General features: G+C 57.7%; 21 protein-coding genes and 2 tRNA genes. 13 read left to right on the top strand and 10 right to left on the bottom strand.

What is annotated here, in order from left to right; genetic code table 11:
• Nucleotides 1-11: 11 nt before the first annotated feature.
• Nucleotides 12-1862, bottom strand: coding sequence for an ABC-F family ATP-binding cassette domain-containing protein (locus AAC632_RS11805; protein WP_340299154.1), 1851 nt, complete (start codon nucleotides 1860-1862; stop codon nucleotides 12-14).
• A gap of 103 nt (nucleotides 1863-1965) precedes the next feature.
• Here AAC632_RS11805 and ndk point away from each other — a divergent pair, with 103 nt between their 5' ends.
• Nucleotides 1966-2388: a nucleoside-diphosphate kinase gene (gene ndk, locus AAC632_RS11800; protein ID WP_340299083.1), complete on the top strand. Its 423-nt coding sequence runs from the start codon at nucleotides 1966-1968 to the stop codon at nucleotides 2386-2388.
• A gap of 172 nt (nucleotides 2389-2560) precedes the next feature.
• Here ndk and AAC632_RS12240 read toward each other — a convergent pair whose 3' ends face one another.
• From AAC632_RS12240 to AAC632_RS11785, 3 genes are all read right to left on the bottom strand, one after another.
• Nucleotides 2561-2893 (bottom strand): TfoX/Sxy family DNA transformation protein, encoded by a 333-nt coding sequence (locus tag AAC632_RS12240; RefSeq protein WP_445322680.1) that lies wholly within the window; start codon nucleotides 2891-2893, stop codon nucleotides 2561-2563.
• Nucleotides 2894-2912: 19 nt separating this feature from the next.
• Nucleotides 2913-2987, bottom strand: a tRNA-Asn gene (locus tag AAC632_RS11790).
• A gap of 71 nt (nucleotides 2988-3058) precedes the next feature.
• Nucleotides 3059-3910 (bottom strand): MBL fold metallo-hydrolase, encoded by an 852-nt coding sequence (locus AAC632_RS11785; RefSeq protein ID WP_340299921.1) that lies wholly within the window; start codon nucleotides 3908-3910, stop codon nucleotides 3059-3061.
• A 55-nt stretch (nucleotides 3911-3965) separates the two neighbouring features.
• Here AAC632_RS11785 and AAC632_RS11780 point away from each other — a divergent pair, with 55 nt between their 5' ends.
• Nucleotides 3966-5300 (top strand): ATP-binding protein, encoded by a 1335-nt coding sequence (locus AAC632_RS11780; protein WP_340299153.1) that lies wholly within the window; start codon nucleotides 3966-3968, stop codon nucleotides 5298-5300.
• 16 nt (nucleotides 5301-5316) lie between these two features.
• Here the strand turns inward: AAC632_RS11780 and AAC632_RS11775 are convergent.
• Nucleotides 5317-5393 (bottom strand) — tRNA-Ile (locus AAC632_RS11775).
• A gap of 125 nt (nucleotides 5394-5518) precedes the next feature.
• Between AAC632_RS11775 and purM the strand changes: the two genes are divergently transcribed.
• The 3 genes from purM (at nucleotide 5519) to rnd (ending at nucleotide 8416) form a co-directional block, all read left to right on the top strand.
• The gene (gene purM, locus AAC632_RS11770; RefSeq protein ID WP_340299080.1) at nucleotides 5519-6580 is read left to right on the top strand and encodes a phosphoribosylformylglycinamidine cyclo-ligase; all 1062 of its coding nucleotides are present in this window, start codon (nucleotides 5519-5521) and stop codon (nucleotides 6578-6580) included.
• Nucleotides 6577-7179, top strand: a complete 603-nt coding sequence (purN, locus tag AAC632_RS11765; protein WP_340299078.1) for a phosphoribosylglycinamide formyltransferase — start codon at nucleotides 6577-6579, stop codon at nucleotides 7177-7179. The genes purM and purN overlap by 4 nt, the downstream gene beginning before the upstream one ends.
• A 76-nt stretch (nucleotides 7180-7255) precedes the next feature.
• The gene (gene rnd, locus AAC632_RS11760; RefSeq protein ID WP_340299076.1) at nucleotides 7256-8416 is read left to right on the top strand and encodes a ribonuclease D; all 1161 of its coding nucleotides are present in this window, start codon (nucleotides 7256-7258) and stop codon (nucleotides 8414-8416) included.
• On the opposite strand, the gene AAC632_RS11755 is transcribed toward rnd, so the two are convergent.
• A complete protein-coding gene (locus AAC632_RS11755) occupies nucleotides 8413-8856 on the bottom strand; it encodes a hypothetical protein (RefSeq protein WP_340299075.1) in 444 nt (147 codons plus the stop codon). The two genes, rnd and AAC632_RS11755, sit on opposite strands and share 4 nt — an antisense overlap.
• 128 nt (nucleotides 8857-8984) lie before the next feature.
• On the opposite strand from AAC632_RS11755, the gene AAC632_RS11750 reads away from it, so the two are divergent.
• Complete coding sequence (locus AAC632_RS11750; RefSeq protein ID WP_340299073.1) at nucleotides 8985-9410, top strand: SufE family protein; 426 nt, start codon at nucleotides 8985-8987, stop codon at nucleotides 9408-9410.
• On the opposite strand, the gene AAC632_RS11745 is transcribed toward AAC632_RS11750, so the two are convergent.
• The 4 genes from AAC632_RS11745 to AAC632_RS11730 form a co-directional block, all read right to left on the bottom strand.
• Nucleotides 9407-10057 (bottom strand): DUF1638 domain-containing protein, encoded by a 651-nt coding sequence (locus AAC632_RS11745; RefSeq protein WP_340299071.1) that lies wholly within the window; start codon nucleotides 10055-10057, stop codon nucleotides 9407-9409. The genes AAC632_RS11750 and AAC632_RS11745 overlap by 4 nt on opposite strands.
• A gap of 6 nt (nucleotides 10058-10063) precedes the next feature.
• Entirely contained in the window at nucleotides 10064-10768 is a 705-nt protein-coding gene (locus AAC632_RS11740; protein ID WP_317655041.1) for a corrinoid protein, read from the bottom strand.
• 135 nt (nucleotides 10769-10903) lie between these two features.
• Nucleotides 10904-11917, bottom strand: a complete 1014-nt coding sequence (gene bmt, locus AAC632_RS11735) for a betaine--homocysteine S-methyltransferase (protein WP_340299070.1) — start codon at nucleotides 11915-11917, stop codon at nucleotides 10904-10906.
• 162 nt (nucleotides 11918-12079) lie between these two features.
• Entirely contained in the window at nucleotides 12080-12394 is a 315-nt protein-coding gene (locus AAC632_RS11730) for a DUF1476 domain-containing protein (protein WP_340299068.1), read from the bottom strand.
• A 25-nt stretch (nucleotides 12395-12419) separates the two neighbouring features.
• Between AAC632_RS11730 and AAC632_RS11725 the strand changes: the two genes are divergently transcribed.
• The 7 genes from AAC632_RS11725 to AAC632_RS11695 all read left to right on the top strand — a co-directional run bounded on the left by AAC632_RS11725 (nucleotide 12420) and on the right by AAC632_RS11695 (nucleotide 18600).
• The gene (locus AAC632_RS11725; protein ID WP_340299067.1) at nucleotides 12420-12584 is read left to right on the top strand and encodes a hypothetical protein; all 165 of its coding nucleotides are present in this window, start codon (nucleotides 12420-12422) and stop codon (nucleotides 12582-12584) included.
• A 41-nt stretch (nucleotides 12585-12625) separates the two neighbouring features.
• Nucleotides 12626-13384, top strand: coding sequence for a phosphoribosylaminoimidazolesuccinocarboxamide synthase (gene purC / locus AAC632_RS11720; RefSeq protein ID WP_340299066.1), 759 nt, complete (start codon nucleotides 12626-12628; stop codon nucleotides 13382-13384).
• 47 nt (nucleotides 13385-13431) lie between these two features.
• Nucleotides 13432-13662 carry a phosphoribosylformylglycinamidine synthase subunit PurS gene (gene purS / locus AAC632_RS11715; RefSeq protein ID WP_317655037.1) on the top strand — a complete coding sequence of 77 codons (231 nt, stop codon included), beginning with the start codon at nucleotides 13432-13434 and terminating at the stop codon, nucleotides 13660-13662.
• A 12-nt stretch (nucleotides 13663-13674) separates the two neighbouring features.
• Complete coding sequence (locus AAC632_RS11710; RefSeq protein ID WP_340299065.1) at nucleotides 13675-14712, top strand: zinc-binding dehydrogenase; 1038 nt, start codon at nucleotides 13675-13677, stop codon at nucleotides 14710-14712.
• An 18-nt stretch (nucleotides 14713-14730) separates the two neighbouring features.
• Entirely contained in the window at nucleotides 14731-15399 is a 669-nt protein-coding gene (gene purQ, locus AAC632_RS11705) for a phosphoribosylformylglycinamidine synthase subunit PurQ (RefSeq protein WP_340299062.1), read from the top strand.
• An 83-nt stretch (nucleotides 15400-15482) separates the two neighbouring features.
• Nucleotides 15483-17255: an ATP-binding protein gene (locus tag AAC632_RS11700; protein ID WP_340299060.1), complete on the top strand. Its 1773-nt coding sequence runs from the start codon at nucleotides 15483-15485 to the stop codon at nucleotides 17253-17255.
• 22 nt (nucleotides 17256-17277) lie between these two features.
• The gene (locus AAC632_RS11695) at nucleotides 17278-18600 is read left to right on the top strand and encodes a sigma-54-dependent transcriptional regulator (protein ID WP_340299058.1); all 1323 of its coding nucleotides are present in this window, start codon (nucleotides 17278-17280) and stop codon (nucleotides 18598-18600) included.
• The last annotated feature ends 115 nt before the right edge of the window (nucleotides 18601-18715 follow it).

Below are 18715 nucleotides of genomic sequence, written 5' to 3'. Positions count from 1 at the left end.
GGGGGGAGGGGCTATTCTTGCAACGCCGCGTCAAGCCGCGCCTGTGCTGCGACCCAAAGCGCCTCAGCGCGCGCTAAACCTTCTTCGACTTCAGTGAACTTCCCTTGCCATTGTGCCAATTCAGATGCTTTGGCAGCCTCATAGAGCGCAGGATCAGCCAGTTTCACCGAAAGTTTCTCATGCATCTCCATAATCTTTTCGACCCGCGCTTCGGCACGGCGCAATTCGGCGCGTATATCTTTGATTTCATCATGGCTTGGGCGGGGCGCAGCTGGCGCGGGCTTATCTTTGCTGGGTTTGTCTGGCCGCGCCCGCAAGAGGGTGGCGCGATAACTGTCCAAATCGCCCTCATAGGGGGCAACCCGCCCGTTTGCGACCAGCCACAACCGATCGGCCACTAGCCCCAAAAGGTGCATATCATGGCTGACCAAGATCACTGCCCCCGAATACGCCGAAAGTGCCTCGACCAAGGCCTCGCGGCTTTCGATATCCAGATGGTTGGTCGGCTCGTCCAAGATGAGCATATGCGGCGCGTCCAAAGTCGCGAGCAACAAGGATAAGCGCGCCTTTTGCCCGCCCGATAATTGGCCAACTTTGGTTTCGGCTTGCGCCGCCGCCAGACCAAACCCCGCAAGTCGTGCGCGGTGGCGTGTCGGCGCTTCCTCGGGGCGCGCGCGGCGCAGGTGGTCAAGCGGGGTTTCGTCCAAATGCAATTCGTCAACCTGATGCTGCGCGAAATACCCGACCCGCAACTTGGAGGAGGCGGTGACACTGCCTGCCATTGCCGCCAATTTGCCTGCAATCAATTTGGACAGGGTCGATTTGCCCTCGCCGTTGCGCCCAAGCAGAGCGATGCGATCATCTAGGTCAATGCGCAAATCCAGCTTTGACAGCACTGTACGCCCCTCATAGCCAACACTTGCCCCGTCCAGCCGCAAAATAGGCGGCGAGAGCGTCTCAGGTTCGGGGAAGGTGAAGACGGTGCGGGCTGCGTCTTCGGGCGCGCGGATGGGTTCCATCCGTTCCAGCATCTTAAGCCGTGCCTGTGCCTGCTTTGCTTTCGAGGCTTTGGCGCGGAAGCGATCCACGAAACTTTGCAAATGCGCGCGCCGCGCCTCTTGTTTTTTGGCTTCTGCCGATTGCAGCGCCCGCTGCGCCGTGCGGGTTTTGATGAAATCATCATAGCCGCCCGCGTAAAGGGTCAATTTTTGATCGCTTAAATGCAAGATATGCCCCACCGCGCGATTGAGCAGTCCGCGATCATGGCTGATGACAAGGACAGTGTGCGGATATTTGGCCAGATAGGCCTCAAGCCAGAGCGCCCCCTCAAGGTCGAGATAGTTGGTGGGTTCGTCTAAGAGCAGGAAATCAGGTTGCGAGAACAGAACGGCGGCCAAGGCCACGCGCATCCGCCACCCGCCCGAAAAATCGGAACAGGGGCGGGCGGTTTCCGCATCGGTAAAGCCCAAACCCCGCAGGATCGTGGCGGCGCGCGCCTCGGCCGACCAAGCATCAATATCGGCAAGCCGTGTTTGCACCTCGGCCATACGTTCGCCCGTTGCGGTTTCCGCCTCGGCCATGAGGGCGGCGCGCTCTGTATCGGCGGCCAAGACAGTGTCGAGCAGCGACACCGCGCTGCCAGGCACTTCTTGGCTGACGCCGCCGATGCGCGCGCGCGCGGGGATCTCAATCCTCCCCCCATCAAGCGATAATTCCCCCTTGATCAGGCGAAATAGCGTAGTCTTGCCCGCGCCATTGCGCCCGACAATGCCCACCTTATGCCCCGTGGGGATGGTCGCGCTGGCCCCATCAAACAGGGGACGACCCGCCATAGAAAAAGAGAGATCAGATATGCGCAACATGCGCGGCTCATGCACGGCTTGGCGCGTGCTGTCAATCGCGGCTTCCCTATTCTGATCCCTCATGTTATGGCCGCGCCAAATTCACCTTCCCATGGAGAGATCAATGGCCGTGCAACGCACATTTTCCATCATTAAACCCGATGCAACCAAGCGTAACTTGACGGGTGCAATCAACGCAAAGATCGAAGCAGCGGGCTTGCGCATCATCGCGCAAAAGCGCATTCACCTGACCCCCGCGCAGGCAGGCGTGTTCTATGCCGTGCATCAAGAGCGCCCTTTCTACGGCGAGCTGTGCGAATTCATGGCGTCTGAGCCCGTTATTGTGCAGGTTCTGGAAGGCGAAAACGCGATTGCGAAATATCGCGAAGTCATGGGCGCCACTGATCCTGCTGAAGCGGCAGACGGCACAATCCGCAAAGATTTCGCGCTGTCTAAAGGCGAAAACTCCGTTCACGGGTCAGATGCCCCTGAAACTGCCGCGGAAGAGATTGCCTATTTCTTTGCAGGCTTGGAATTGGTCGGCTAAGCCGATCACCATAGTCCTTAAATGAGGGCCGCATAGCCAATCGGCTGTGCGGCTTTTATTTTGCGCGCAAGCCGAGAATATCCATTTGGCGTTCAAATTCGCTGTGGTATGGATCGTGGTGGTCATTGCAAATCTGATCAAAACTTGCGCGCAATTTGACTTTTTCAGCCCCTTAGCAATCGTTCCAAGCGCGACCTTGAAGTGCCATATGCAGAACGTAATACATGATAAAATGGGGTGATACTCCTGAGTGTAACAGCGCGATATAGGCCTGATCTGCCCCCAGTTCGCGCAAATTTGAGGCGCTTTTGATCCCAGCCTTGCGCAGGCTTTGCGCCATATCGAAGACCGTCCCGCAGATCACAAAGCCCCCGTGCGCCCCGTGCCACGCGGCGCAGCCGGCCGCCGCTTGGTCGAACGCCACATCCGCAATCAAAAAGAATTGGTCATGCGCGCATAGGCTTGGGCACGGCTTTAGAATGCCGCCCTGCAACGCGTCTGCCAATTTAAATTTCAGGAAAAATTGGCTCCGGCGGTAGGGATCGAACCTACGACCAATTGATTAACAGTCAACTGCTCTACCGCTGAGCTACGCCGGAACACGATGGGCCGTATAGCAAGACGAATTTTGCGCGTCCAGTGCTTTGGGGCGAAAAAATCGTTCTTTGGATCAAATTCTGGAAAAACCTGCCTCGGCGCTGAGGGGGCTATCTGGTTTTGCCTGGTTTTCTTCAATCAATCCAATGAGATGCGCCAAAATGTTGCGCTCAGCCATCGGGTGTAGCAGGGGCTGAAGATCGGGGTAGATTTCCGCGCGCAGGCTGTTGAGACTGCGCGGGGTTGCTGTGAGGGCTGAAAGAATCTGGCCATGTCGCATCGCGCGATGGGCGCGCAACTCGGCACAGCGCGCGCGGGGGCTCTCAATCGTGGCCCCATGGGCGGGCAAAAGCCGCTTTGGCCCGCGCGCCTCGATCGCGGCGAGCGAGGTCAAATAGGCCCCCAAATGACCATCAGGCGGGGAAATCAAGGTGCTTGACCAATCCATGACGATATCGCCGCAAAATTCGACATCTTGCCATGCGACATTCATATGATTGCCCATATGGCCGGGGCTGTGATGGGCAGTGATGCGCCAGTCTTCTGTCTCGATCACGGCCCCATCGGGCAGGGCAATGTCGGGGATGAAGCCGCGATCGACCCCCTCGCCACCGCCCAGATCAGGCAGTGTGCTGCGCCCCATATCCCATGGGCCTGCCGCCAAAATGGGCGCCTGTGTCGCCGCGGCCAAGGGGCGGGCGAGGGCGCTGTGATCTAAATGCGCATGGGTGACAAAAATATGGGTGATCTGCCCGCCCTGCGGCACGGCTGCGAGGATCGCGGCCAGATGCTGATCTGATGCGGGCCCGGGGTCAATCAAGGCGATAGAGGTTTCCCCCAGCATATAGGTCAATGTGCCCTCTGCCGTCATGGGCGAAGGGTTTGGGGCGCAGATGCTGCGCAAAAGTGAGCCATGCTCGGTCATCATCGGGCGTGTTTTTCCTTTGGCGCTTTGCGCGGGCCGCGGCTATAGATGGCCTATGTTTACGCGATTGATCAAGAAAATGCTGCCACGCGGCCTTTATGGGCGGGCTGCGCTGATCATGCTTGTGCCGATTTTGACGATCCAGCTTGTGGTTTCTGCGGCGTTTTTGCAGCGCCATTTTGACGGGGTGACGCGTCAGATGATGGAGGGGTTGGCGGTTGAGCTGCGCTTTATCATCCAAGAGATTGAGCGCGGTGGGATTTGGGCAGGTCGCAGTGTGGCCGCCCCGCTTGAGATCAGCCTTTTTGAGAGTGGGGACAAGCCATTTGAGGGCGACGGACTGGAGGCGCGCGCCTTTTATGACCTATCGGGGCGCAGTGTGATTGAGGTTTTGCGCCGTGCGGTGCCTGAGGTGACATGGATTGATTTGATCACCGATGATAGCAAAGTGATGATCGGGCTGCGTCTTGCCGATGGCACGCGCGTGGATGCCGAGATTGCACGGCGGCGTGTATCGGCCTCGAACCCGCATCAATTGTTGGTCTTGATGGTGTTTACGGGCATTTTGATGACCACTGTGGCGTTTCTCTTTCTGCGCAACCAAATGCGCCCCATTCGCCGCTTGGCGCGGGCGGCTGAGGATTTCGGCAAAGGCCGTATCGTGGATTACAGCCCCGCAGGGGCATTGGAGGTGCGCAGTGCGGGCCGCGCCTTCCTCGATATGCGCAATCGTATCGAAAACCAGATCGAGCAGCGCACCATGATGCTCTCAGGTGTCAGTCACGATTTGCGCACCCCGCTGACGCGGATGAAATTGGGTCTCAGTGTCATGGAGGAAAGCGAAGATGTGACGGCCCTGCGCCGTGATGTCGAGGAGATGGAAACCCTGCTCGAGGCGTTTCTTGATTTCGCCCGTGGCGATGCATTGGATGATTTGGCGGAATTGGATATTGATAAATTCCTGCGTGAGATTGTCTCAGATGCCACGCGGTTAGGGGCGCAGATCAGCTTTGCCCATTCTTCGAACAGTGGGATTCTTCAGGATTATACGGCCACATTCCGACCTGCGGCGCTGCGTCGTGCGCTTGGCAATTTGATTTCAAACGCGCAGCGATATGGCAGCGAGGCGCGTGTGACCTTGTCGCTTACGCCGCGTCAATGGCGCATTTCTGTGGAAGATGACGGGCCAGGCATCCCCGCAGATCAGCGCGAGGAGGCGATGCGCCCCTTCGTGCGGTTGGATGTGGCGCGAAACCAAAATCGCGGTTCGGGCGTTGGATTGGGTTTGGCAATTGCGCAAGATATCGCACGGCGGCATGGTGGGCGGCTGACTTTGGGGCAAAGCGCCGATCTGGGCGGATTAAAGGCAGACATTATTCTGCCGCGATAGCCGTGCTGGGGGGAAATGGTAGGCCCGGCAGGACTTGAACCCGCAACCAAAGCGTTATGAGCGCTCTGCTCTAACCAATTGAGCTACAGGCCCCCGTAGGGCTTGGGTTACTGCGCCAACGCGAGGGGGTCAAGTATTGGATCACTCGCTTATGGACGAAGGCTGCGAAGATCGGTATCAGGGCGGAAAATCACGCCCCCTGAGGAAAGGCCCGATCAATGCCCGCAGATGCGCAAGCGCCCAAAAACAGTCTCACCTATGCCCAAGCGGGTGTTGATATTGATGCGGGCAATGCGCTTGTTGATCGGATCAAACCTGCCGCTGCCGCAACTGCGCGGGCGGGGACGATGTCGGGACTGGGCGGTTTTGGGGCTTTGTTTGATCTCAAGGCCGCAGGATATCATGACCCGATTTTGGTCGCCGCCACCGATGGGGTTGGCACCAAGCTGCGCATCGCGATTGATACGGGCGCGGTGGACACCATCGGCATTGATCTGGTGGCGATGTGCGTGAATGATCTGGTCTGCCAAGGGGCGGAGCCTTTGTTCTTCCTTGACTATTTTGCCACGGGCAAATTGGCGGTGGATCAGGCTGCGCGGATCATCGAAGGGATTGCCGAGGGCTGTGCGCAATCGGGCTGTGCTTTGGTTGGGGGGGAAACCGCCGAAATGCCTGGTATGTATGACGCAGGCGATTTCGACCTTGCGGGCTTTGCCGTTGGCGCGATGGAGCGTGGCGCAAGCCTGCCTGCCAATGTCACGGCGGGCGATGTGATCCTTGGCTTGGCCTCCGATGGGGTGCATTCAAACGGCTATTCTTTGGTGCGCCGCATTGTTGATGTGTCGGGTCTGGCATGGTCTGACCCCGCGCCCTTCGCCCCTGAGACAAGCCTTGGCGCCACGCTTTTGGCCCCAACACGGCTTTATGTGAAGCCTATTCTTGAGGCGATCCGCGCAGGCGGGGTGCATGGGTTGGCCCATATCACGGGCGGTGGTTTGACCGAGAACCTGCCCCGTGTCCTGCCTCAGGGGCTTGGCGCGCGGATTGATTTGGGCGCTTGGGGTCTGCCACCCGTGTTCCAGTGGTTGGCCGAAACAGGCGGGATAGAGACGCGCGAGATGCTCAAGACCTTTAACGCAGGGATTGGGATGTGCGTGGTAGTCGATGCGGCTGAGGCCGATGCCATTGCGCGGCTCTTGGTGGCTGCGGGTGAAACCGTGACACGGCTTGGCGTGGTTGAGGCGGGCTCTGGCGTGACCTATGAGGGCGCGCTTTCGTGAAACGGGTCGCCATCCTGATTTCAGGGGGCGGTTCCAATATGGTGGAACTGCTCAAGTCAATGACGGGGGATCACCCTGCGCGGGCCTGTGTGGTTTTGTCGAATATCCCTGATGCGGGCGGTCTGGCCAAGGCAGAGGCTGCAGGCGTGCCAACAGTGGTGGTGGATCACAAACCTTTTGGGGCTGATCGCGCGGCCTTTGAGGCTGAGATGGCCAAGGGGCTTGACCAATATCAGCCTGATATCATCGCGCTTGCGGGTTTTATGCGGGTTTTGACGGCTGAATTTGTGGCCCGCTATCAGGGGCGGATGCTGAATATTCATCCCTCGCTATTGCCCAAATATCGCGGCCTGCATACCCATGCCCGCGCGATTGAGGCGGGGGATGATATCGCAGGCTGCACAGTGCATGAGGTGACCGCGGATTTGGATGATGGCCCGATCTTGGGGCAGGCACGCGTCCCAGTGGTGGCAGGGGATGCGCCCGAAACCTTGGCCGCGCGGGTTTTGGTGCAGGAGCATCGCCTTTACCCTGCCGTGTTACGCCGCTTTGCTGCGGGGGATCGCAGCCCGCTGATCTTTGAGGATGCTGAGCCCTGATCTAGAGGGGGGCTTTCCTTTTCCTGCGCCTTTTCGTAAACCCGTGTATCGCGGAAAAATTGAAGAAGTAACGCCCTTGCCGAAGACGCTGACAACCACTTCCGAATTGGCCGAATTTTGCGAGGCCGCCGCACAGCACCCTTATGTGACCGTTGACACCGAATTCCTGCGCGAGCGCACCTATTACGCGCAGCTGTGTCTTGTTCAATTGGCGATGCCGGGCACGGATGACAGTGGCGCGGTTTTGGTTGACCCGCTGGCCGAAGGCATGTCGCTTGAGCCGCTTTATGAGCTGTTCCGCAATCCTGATGTGGTCAAGGTGTTCCATGCTGCGCGGCAGGATCTCGAGATCTTTCATGTCGAGGGCGGGCTCGTGCCTGCGCCACTCTTTGATACGCAAGTTGCCGCAATGGTCTGCGGATTTGGCGATCAAGTGGGATATGAAACTTTGGTGCGCAAAATTGCCAAGGCCGCGCTTGATAAATCCTCACGCTTTACCGATTGGTCGCGGCGTCCTCTATCCGATGCGCAAAAAACCTATGCCTTGGCCGATGTCACGCATCTGCGCCAGATTTATGAATATCTTTCCGCGCAACTGGCCCGATCTGGGCGCAGTGCATGGATGGAGGAAGAATTGGCGCAGCTGACCAATGCGGACAGCTATATCGTAAATCCAGATCACGCGTGGATGCGGATCAAAATGCGCTCAAGCTCGGGAAGGCTTTTGGCGGTTGTGCGCGAATTGGCCACATTCCGCGAGGCCTATGCGCAGGAACGTAACATCCCGCGCTCGCGCGTCTTCAAGGATGATGCCTTGATGGAATTGGCCTCGACCAAGCCGCTCTCTTTGGCGGATTTGTCGAAATCGCGCCTATTGCTGCGCGAGGCGCGGCGGGGCGATATTGCGGAAGGTATTATTGCGGCGGTCAATCGCGGCATGGACACGCCGCCCGAAAAATTCCCGAAATTGCCAAATGGGCCAGATCGCAGCGACCTTAACCCTGCCTTGGCGGATTTGCTGCGTGTCTTGCTCAAGGCCAAGGCCGATGAGGCGGGCGTTGCACAAAAGCTGATCGCGTCCAGCGCGGATTTGGACAATATCGCTTCTGGCCATTTGGATGGCCTGTGGCGCAAAGGTTGGCGCGGCAAGGTCTTTGGCGAGGACGCATTGCGCCTTGTTCAAGGCGAAGTGGGCCTTGGTGTCAAAGGCAGCAAAGTGGTTTTGTTCGAACTTTAACGCGACACTGTGCGGCGATTATTGGCCCCATGCACGCTGATCCGTGTGACACCGCGCAGTTCATTCGCGCTGCGGAACGTGCCGACCAGAATTTCGCGAGTCCGCGGCGCACCTTCTGCCGTGTCATCCCGCGGGGGAACCACGCGGAATTCGAACAGCATGAGCCCGTCCTCATTGGAAATCTCGACCAGTTCGGCCTCCCAATATCCTTGACGTTCTGTGCGTCCTACGGCGCGGATGATGGCGCCGCCGTCAACTTGATCCGCTTCAAGCGAGATGACATCTGCGACAAGTGGGCGTGGATCGACAAATTCATCGACCTGCACAACCTCGATCCGCTGCTCTTGGCGGTCATTTCCGAACCAGTTGAAGGGGTTCAGCCGCGTGGAACATCCCGCAAGCCCCAAGATCATCGCAGCAAAAATGGCAGTGCGCAGCATATTGGCCCCTCTTGGCAAAGCATCACTCTTTGAGTGCTACCCTATCAGGGCGGTTTTGAAAAGCGCCTCTGGACGAATGGGGGGCTGCGCTTTAGGTCAGGGGGAGGTGACAAAAGGATGAGGGCAGAATGGCCAGCGAACGCTTTGAGGAAATCGCAGACACATTCGAATTTTTGGACGATTGGGAAGACCGCTATCGCCATGTGATCGAATTGGGCAAAGCGATGGAGCCCTTACCCGAGGCGATGCGCGTTCTCGCCACCAAGGTGGATGGTTGCGCCTCGCAGGTCTGGATCATGCCGCGGATCGAAGGGCAGGGGCCAGAGGCGCGGTTCGACTTTCAAGGTGAAAGTGACGCGATGATTGTGCGCGGCTTGATTGCGGTTTTGCACGCGCTTTATGCGGGCCTGAGCATTGCCGAGGTTCTGGCGGTTGATCCACGGGCAGAATTGGCGCGGTTAGGGTTGAATGACCACCTCTCCGCGCAGCGCTCAAACGGGTTGCGGGCCATGGTCGAACGCATCCACCTATTGGCGGCAGAAGCGCGGGGTTAATCCCCCCATTTTTTCAGGGCCGTTTCAAGATCACCATAGCCCGTAAAGCGGCGTTCAAAAGCAAGGCCGAGAAAATCGGCACAGGCCTTGGCTTTTTCGGTTAGGGCAGCGTTATCTGTCTGCGCCTGATAAACCAGCTTTTCGTAATTGCCAAAATAGATATCCCGCAATTCGGGGTGTTTATCGAGGCCAAGAGGGCGGGTGACAAAAGCGTCAAACTGACGGGTAAGGAAATCCGTCAGGTAAAAGGCAGTGACCTCGCCCAAGTCTTCAAAGCGGGCATTGCCCTCGAAAAAGCTGTAGCAATGTGGGCCTTCGAGCATTTCAACGCCAAGCGCGGCGCAGCGCGCGGCCAAAGCCCCGCCTGTGCCGCAATCGGCATAAAGCACATAGATACTATCGTAATCCCCACGCACCCGCGTGACCGCAGCTTCAACCGCGTCAGGGATCAATTCGGGGCGATTGTGCAGAATGGCGGGCAGGCATTGCAGGTCGAGATGGTCAAACCCATTGGCCGCCTTGATCGCCAAAACCTCATGCGCCAAAGCCCCGCAGGCCAAAAGCAAAACCCGCCCCCTGCCAGATGCTGAAACGCCGCTATCGCGTAACGTGTCGTCATCTGGCAGATGCAGGGCGGGCTTTGTCATAATCGCTTAATGCGCGGCCATTTGGTTGTGTTTGCGCAGAACGAACTCCTTGGCGGTTTCCACGGCCACGGCCGCGTCACGGCAATAAGCGTCTGCGCCAATCGCGCGGCCAAATTCTTCGTTCAAAGGTGCGCCACCGACCAACACGATGTAATCATCGCGGATGCCTTGCTCTTTCATCGTGTCGATCACGACCTTCATATAGGGCATGGTCGTTGTCAAAAGTGCGGACATCCCCAGAATGTCGGGGGTCTCTTTTTCCAAGGCTTCAAGATAGGCTTCGACCGCGTTGTTGATGCCAAGGTCAACCACTTCAAAACCTGCGCCTTCCATCATCATGGTGACGAGGTTCTTGCCGATATCATGGATATCGCCCTTTACCGTGCCAATCACCATTTTGCCGATACGGGGGGCGCCTGTTTCCGCCAAAAGCGGCTTAAGGATGGCCATGCCACCTTTCATTGCGTTTGCGGCCATCAGAACCTCAGGCACAAACAAAATGCCGTCACGGAAATCGTGACCCACAATGGTCATACCACCCACCAAGGCCTTGGTCAGGATGTCGTAGGGGGCCCATCCGCGCTCAAGCAGAATGTTAACCGCCTCTTCGATTTCTTCTTTTAGACCATCGTAGAGGTCATCGAACATTTGTTGGACAAGTTCGTCATCGTCCAGTTCTGAGAGGATGATTTCATCATTTTCGTCAGACATCTCGAGCGTCTCCTGAAGCGGCACTCAGCCGATAGCGTTTGAACGATTACCTAAGCTCTTTGCGCCACCAGACGCGCAAATTTACGACATCACGACCGCCGCAGGCGACCTTTGCCCATGCGATTGCATACCAAATTAGCTGCGGCGGCGGCCTGTGCGCTCGCGGCGCTGCGGGCCATTGCCATCCGTGCCATCCGATCCTGAGGAAAAGCCGCCCAATGCTTCGGCGATCTGTTCAAGGCTTGGAACCGCGCCGCGCGGGGTCTCTTCCAGCGCCTTGCGCATTGCCGCAAGATGGACAGGTTGGGTGCCGCAACAGCCCCCGATGATCTTGGCCCCTGCATCGCGGGCCAGAACCGCGTAACGGGCCATCAACTCGGGGGTGCCATCGTAATGGATATGGCCATCAACGTATTTGGGGATGCCTGCATTGCCCTTGGCAATCACGGGGCGCTCGTTGCCCGAGGCGCGAAAGCCCAGAACCGTGCGCATCAAATCCGAGGCCCCAACACCGCAATTTGCACCATAGGCCAAAGGTTTGTGATCCAGTTTCTCAACCAAATCCGACATCGCGGCGGAGGTGACACCCATCATCGTGCGCCCTGCCGTGTCAAAGCTCATGGTGCCGCACCATGGCATACCTGCTAGTTTGCAAGCTTCGGCTGCGGCGGCGTATTCTTCGGGGGCTGAGATCGTCTCAACCCAACATACATCCGCACCGCCTGCCTTAAGCCCTTCGGCCTGTTCATGGAACATCTCCACGGCGGCCTCGTGGGTCAAAGGCCCCATTGGCACCATGATCTCACCCGTTGGCCCCATGGACCCTGCAACGACCACCTCGCGGCCAGAGGCATCAGCGACTTCGCGGCCAATCTCTGCGGCAATTCGATTTAGGTCAAAGGCATGATCTTGGGCATCATGCAATTTCAGCCGTGCGCGCGTGCCACCAAAGGAATTGGTCAAGAAGATATCGGAACCCGCATTGACGGCCCCGCGATAGAGTTCGGCAATGCGGTCAGGGTGATTTTCGTTCCACAATTCTGGCGCATCGCCCGATTGCAGCCCCATGTTGAAGAGGGTCGTGCCCGTTGCGCCATCGGCCATCAGCCAATCGCGGGTTTCCAAAAGGGTCTGCAAACGGTTCGACATAATTAAATTCCTTGTGTCACATCAGCTGCGACATGGCCCCTCTGGAGTAATGATGCAAGCCCGAAAATCCACATGATCTTTATGAAAAATCTGCGAGGTCAAAAAAGAAACACCCCGCGCAACAGATGCACGGGGTGCGCAGAATTGGGGCGGGGGTGGTGATTAATTCTCGTTCACCAATTGGGTCTTGGCCTCGATCAAGAGCGCGTCAAATTTTGCGCGCAGCTCATCTTCCGAAACTTTATCGCCCAAATCCGCCTTCAGCTTGCCGATGACATCCTCGTGGCCTGCTTCTTCGAAATCAGCGCGGATCACCTCTTTTGCATAGGCCTCGGCCTCATCGCCCGTTTTGCCCAAGATTCCTGCGGCCCATAGGCCCACCAGTTTGTTGCGGCGCGCTTCAAGCTTGAATTTCGTTTCTTCATCATGCGCGAATTTTACTTCGAATGCGCGTTCACGGTCGTCAAATGTGCTCATTAATCTGTCTCCTTGGGCGGTGAGCTTGCGGTTTATCCCTGTGATAGCCTTAGCAGGGTTTTGGCCGCAAGCGGTGATTGGCAATCCAACTTGCGACACAGCGCGCTTTGGTCTATTGCGCGGACAAGAGAGAGCGGGGCGCGGCATTGGTTTGGGCCAGATGCAGCGTTGCAGCACGCCCCCGATCTGAGACCACCACCTGCCTCCCGCAGATCAGGGATTGGAGACATCATGGCACGGCGCAAAAAAATCTACGAAGGCAAGGCGAAAATCCTATATGAAGGCCCCGAGCCAGGCACATTGGTGCAATATTTCAAGGATGACGCGACCGCCTTTAATGCGGAAAAGCGCGCCACGATTGACGGCAAAGGCGTGTTGAACAATCGTCTGTCCGAATTTTTCATGTCGGGTCTGAATGGAATTGGCGTTCCAACCCATTTCATTCGCCGCCTGAATATGCGCGAACAGCTGATCCGCAGCGTTGAGATCATCCCGCTTGAGGTGGTGATCCGCAATGTCGCTGCGGGTTCGATTTCCAAGCGATTGGGGATTGAGGAGGGCACAGCCCTGCCGCGCCCGATTGTTGAATTTTACTACAAGGATGACGCGCTGGGCGATCCTTTGGTGGCTGAAGAACATGTCATTGCTTTTGGCTGGGCCAGTCAGCAAGATTTGGACGATATGGTCGCCTTGGGCTTGAGGGTGAATGATTTCCTGTCTGGCCTGATGATGGGTGTCGGCATCAAATTGGTGGATTTCAAAATCGAAATTGGCCGCATTTGGGAGGGCGATTATATGCGCCTGATCGTGGCCGATGAAATCAGCCCCGATAGCTGCCGCCTGTGGGATATGAAAACGGGCCAGAAGTTGGACAAAGACGTCTTCCGCCGTGATTTGGGCGATTTGGCAGATGCCTATACCGAGGTGGCCAAGCGCCTTGGCGTTTTGCCTGATCAGGGCACGGTGTCAGGCCCGACATTGGTGAATTAAGCGAAGCCCCGCTTCGCAGATAGAACGTAGACAGAAAGGCAAAAGTAATGCGCGCAACCGTGACCGTGATGTTGAAGCAGGGGGTTCTTGATCCACAAGGCGAGGCGGTGCGCCATGCGCTGGGCGCTTTGGGCTTTGAGGGTGTTTCGGGTGTGCGTCAGGGTAAAGTGATCGAACTTGATCTGGCCGATGGCACAACCGAAGACCAAATCCGCGAGATGTGCGAAAAGCTTTTGGCCAATACTGTGATCGAAAGCTACCAAATCGCGATCAGCTAAAGGGGTTTGTCGATGCGTGCTGCCATCCTGCGTGAATATAACAAAGACCTGTCGATTGAGACTGTGTCAGACCCTGAATGCCCCGAAGACGGGGTGATCCTCAAAGTTCTGGCTTGTGGCGTTTGTCGCTCTGACTGGCATGGTTGGGTGGGGGAACACCCACGCATCAAACCCGGTCAAATCGGCGGGCATGAATATTGTGGCGAAGTGATCGAAGCAGGACCGCGCGCCACCTATAAAAAGGGGGATCGTTTGGTTGCCCCCTTTATTCTCTCCTGCGGCTCTTGCCCGACCTGTCAATCGGGCGCGGGTCATACCTGCCCCAATCAACGCTTGCCGGGCTTTACTGAGCCGGGCGCCTTTGCCGAATATGTCGCCGTTCCCTTTGATCATAATCTTGCGCGCTTGCCCGAAACTCTGTCACCGACTGTTGCGGCGGGGCTAGGGTGTCGTGTGACCACATCATGGCACGCGCTGACGGGGCGCGCGGCCGTGCAGGCGGGGGAATGGGTCGCGGTGCATGGCACGGGCGGCATTGGCCTTTCCGCCGCGATTTTGGCCAAGGCGCTTGGGGCTTTTGTGGTTGTCGTAGATGTCGTGCAAGAAAAGATCGACCATGCCCTGTCTTTGGGCATTGATGCAGGGGTGAACGCCCGTAATGGCGATGTCGCGGCCAAGATCATCGAAATCACCAAGGGCGGCGCGCATGTCAGCATCGAGGCCCTCGGGATCGAGGCCACGGTTGCAGGCTCTATTGGATGTTTGCGCCCCTTGGGACGTCATGTGCAGGTGGGCATGCCCGTTGGGCATACGGCCCAGATGCAGATTGATATGAACACGGTCTATATGCGCAATCTGGCCCTTTACGGAACGCGCGGCATGCCCTCCTGGCGGTATCCAAGCCTGTTGGGTCTGATCGAGGCGGGACGGGTGGATATGTCCCCCCTGATTGCGCGGGAAATCCCGCTTTCGCAAACAGGGGCCGAGCTTGCCGCATTTAATGGCCCAACACCGCCCGGTGTGGCGGTCATCACTGATTTTACGTCCTGACGAAAGGAACCCGCAAAGATGAAAGCCGCCGTTCTTGTGTTTCCCGGATCGAATTGTGACCGCGATCTGAAGCGCGCCTTTGAACAGGCGGGCTTTTCCGTGGATATGGTCTGGCACAAGGGCACCAAACTGCCTGAAGGGGTGGATTTGGTCGGTGTTCCGGGCGGGTTTTCTTATGGCGATTATTTGCGTTGCGGCGCGATTGCGGCGCAATCGCCCATTTCAGGCGCGTTAAAATCCCATGCGGATCGGGGCGGGTATGTGTTTGGGGTTTGCAACGGGTTCCAAATTTTGACGGAAACCAAATTGCTGCCCGGTGCGCTGCTGCAAAATATGTCGACCCGCTATATTTGCAAAACGGTTGGGTTGCGCGTGGAAAACACGCAAAGCACCTTCACCACCGCCTATGAACAGGGCGCTGTGATCGAGGTGCCAATCGCGCATCATGAGGGAAATTATCAAGCCGATGCAGAGACGCTTGCGCGCTTGAACGGCGAGGGGCGGGTGGCATTTCGCTATGTCGAAAACCCCAATGGCGCGGTCGAGGATATTGCAGGCATCCTATCAGAAAACCGCCGCGTTTTGGGAATGATGCCGCATCCCGAGCGCGCCTGCGAGCCATTGCATGGCGGCACGGATGGTGCGGGCGTTTTTGCTGGTTTGGCACAGGCCTTGGTTGCGGCCTAGCGCGGCTCTGCCATCGGCAAGACATCGCGCAAGCGTGATCTAATCTTCTTGTCTGGCCTGCAGGGCACGCGTAGGTTTGCGCCATGAGCCTAAACACACGTCCCACTCTTGAACCCCGCCGCTTGCTTGCCTTACCACGCCTAAGTGGCGTTTGGGTTTTACGCCTGTTCTTGGCGCTGTTCTTGGTGGGCTTTATCGTCACGATCTGGGCGACAAACTTGTTTTTGACCGAGCGCCTGACCGAAAGCACCCGCAACCGCGCAGAAATTCGATTGGCGCTCTATTCTGGCACGATCATGTCAGAGCTACAGCGCAGCTCTGTCGTGCCGCTGTTGTTATCGCGCGACCCTGTCCTCATCACCGCGCTGCGCGAGGGGGAATTTACGGCCACCTCACAACGTCTGATTTCGTATTTGGATGAAATCGGGGCGGCCTCTTTTGTGCTGCTGAACCGCTCGGGCCGTGTTGTTGCTGCGACCGACCGCGCGCGGCTTGGGGAATTGCGCGCAAGCGAGCCTTTTTTTGTGCAAGCGGTGCGCAGCGCAGATACGGTCTTTACCTCAAACGAACCTGCCACTGGGCGGTATGACTTTACCTTTTCGCGCCATATCACTGATAACAATCAGCTTTTAGGCGTGATCATGGTCGAGGTGAACTTGGCGCGTGTGGTCGAACAATGGCGCGGGGCATCCGAGGCTGTGTTCATCACCCAAGGGTCGGGCGAGATCATTTTGGCAACCGAACCCCGTTGGCGTGGCTTGATTGAGGCGGATGCCTTGGCCCGCCAAGATGCCCCATCGGCCATTCGCCGCGCCATTGAGAATGCGGGAGATTGGGCCTTTGGCGAGGAGGGTTATGTGTTTGGCGATGACACGCTGCGCCTTGCCCAAGATATGCCTTTTCGCGGGTGGGAAATCGTGTCCTACACTGCCTATGCCTCGGTGCGTGAGCGGGTGAACGGGGTATTGGCCCTTTTGACAATGGGCTTTGCCCTTGTGCTTGCGGGTGCGTTTTACCTGTTGTCGCGCCGCGCGCGGTTGCAAACGGCCGTGTTTCAACGCGAAAGTGCGGAATTGCGCCGCTTGAATGATCGTCTCAGCCGCGAGATTGCCGAGCGCGAAAAAGCGCAGCGCGACTTGGAGCAGGCCGAATTGTCGCTAGCGCAGAGCCAGAAATTGGCCGCTCTGGGGGAAATGTCCGCTGCTGTCAGCCATGAGTTGAACCAACCGCTTGCGGCCATGAAAACCTATCTGGCAGGGGCGAAATTGCTGTTGCAGCGCCGCCGCCCTGATGAGGCGATGTCCTCCTTTCAGCGCATTGACGATCTGATTGAACGTATGGGGACGATCACGCGGCAGCTCAAATCCTATGCCCGCAAAGGCGGCGACAGTTTTGCCCCCGTTGATCTGCGCGATGCGGTCACAGGCGCGATGACCATGATAGAGCCGCAAATGCGGCAGATGAAGGTGGAAATTGCACAAATCATCCCCAACCAGCCTGTGATGATCTTGGGCGATATCGTGCGGCTGGAACAGGTGATCATCAATCTGTTGCGCAACGCCCTTGATGCGATGAAAGGCCAAGAGACGCGGCGCATTGAAATCCTTTTGGCCGAAGGGGATGAGGCGGTTCTCTCGGTGCGTGACAACGGGGCAGGGATCGAAGATTTAGATCAACTCTTCGAGCCGTTTTACACCACCAAGAAGCCCGGCGAAGGGGTGGGGCTTGGCCTTGCGATTTCTTCGGGCATTGTCACTGATTTTGGGGGCCGCTTGCGCGCACGCAACAGCGACACAGGCGGTGCGGTATTTGAAATCAGGCTGCCGCGTCATCAGATAAAGGGTGCCGCAGAATAGGCGGCGAAAGGATCGGGTTGGAATGAAAGTTGTGATTGTCGATGACGAGCAGGATATGCGCCAATCGATCAGCCAATGGTTGGCCCTTTCTGGGTTTGAAACCGAAACCTATGGCAGCGCGGAAGAGGCGCTCAAAGAGATCACATCCGATTTTGCGGGTATTGTTATCAGTGACATTCGTATGCCGGGCATGGATGGGATGGCGTTTCTTAAACGGCTGAATTCTATCGATCACAGCCTGCCTGTGATCATGATCACGGGCCATGGCGATGTGCCAATGGCGGTCGAGGCGATGCGCATCGGCGCTTTTGATTTTCTCGAAAAACCCTTCGATCCCGAAAAGATGAGCAGCCTTGCAAAACGCGCGATCCAAGCGCGGCGTTTGACCCTTGATAATCGCTTGCTCAGGCGAGAACTCAGCGATGGCACAGGGATCATGCGCCGCTTGGTGGGCACAAGCCCCGCGATGGAACGGCTGCGCGAGGATATTCTCGACCTTGGCCAAGCCGATGGTCATGTCCTGATCACGGGCGAGACGGGCACGGGCAAAACCCTTGTCGCCCATGCCCTGCACGCGGTCGGCCCCCGTGCGGGCAAACCCTTTGTCACCGTCACCTGTGGCGCGCAGGATGAGGCGCAGTTGCGCAGCCTGATCTTTGGCGCAGAAGAAAACGATCTGGCCCGCCCCGCCCTAGAGGCCGCACGCGGCGGCACATTGGTGCTTGAGGATGTCGAAACCCTCAGCGATGCGCTGCAGGCGCGGCTGCTGTCGGCTTTGGACGAGGCGCAAAGCGCGGGCCGCGATCTGCGCATCATTGCCATTTGTAACGGGGCCGAAGGGGCCGCGGGGTGTGAGGCGGCGCTCAGGCCCGATCTGTTTTTCCGCTTGGCCGCGATGCGCATCGCGCTGCCCCCCTTGCGGCAGCGGGGCGAGGATGTGCTGACACTGTTCGCACAATTCGCTGAAAATTACGCCGAAGAATACGGCACCGAGCCAATCCACCCCAATGCCCAAGAGGCCGCGCAAATGTTGCAGGCCCCATGGCCTGGAAACCTGCGTCAATTGCTGAACTTGGCTGAACGCTCCACGCTGCAAGCCCGCCGTGGCGCGGCCTCGATCACGGCGCTGTTGATGAACGACACAACCGAGGTGGTGCCGCAGGATATGGGCGAGGGCAAACCCCTCAAAGAATATGTCGAGGCGTTTGAGCGGATGCTGATCGACAACACCATGCGCCGCCACCGCGGCTCCATCGCCGCCGTGATGGAAGAACTCAGCCTACCAAGACGCACCCTGAACGAGAAAATGGCGAAATACGGGTTGAGTAGGTCGGATTATTTGTGAGGGGGGCAAAGGGCTCTATGGGCGGATTGCAGCCATGCGGCGGCGCGGCATGGACGCGATCACGATTGGTGGCCTTGGGTCGATCGCCGACCAAAATGATTTCATCTACATACAT

This window comes from Roseobacter sp. HKCC-CH-9351 (assembly GCF_037830295.1).
GTDB lineage: Bacteria > Pseudomonadota > Alphaproteobacteria > Rhodobacterales > Rhodobacteraceae > M30B80.
The sequence above is the reverse complement of the archived record's forward strand: the minus strand, read 5'-3'. Positions and strand labels throughout refer to the sequence as shown.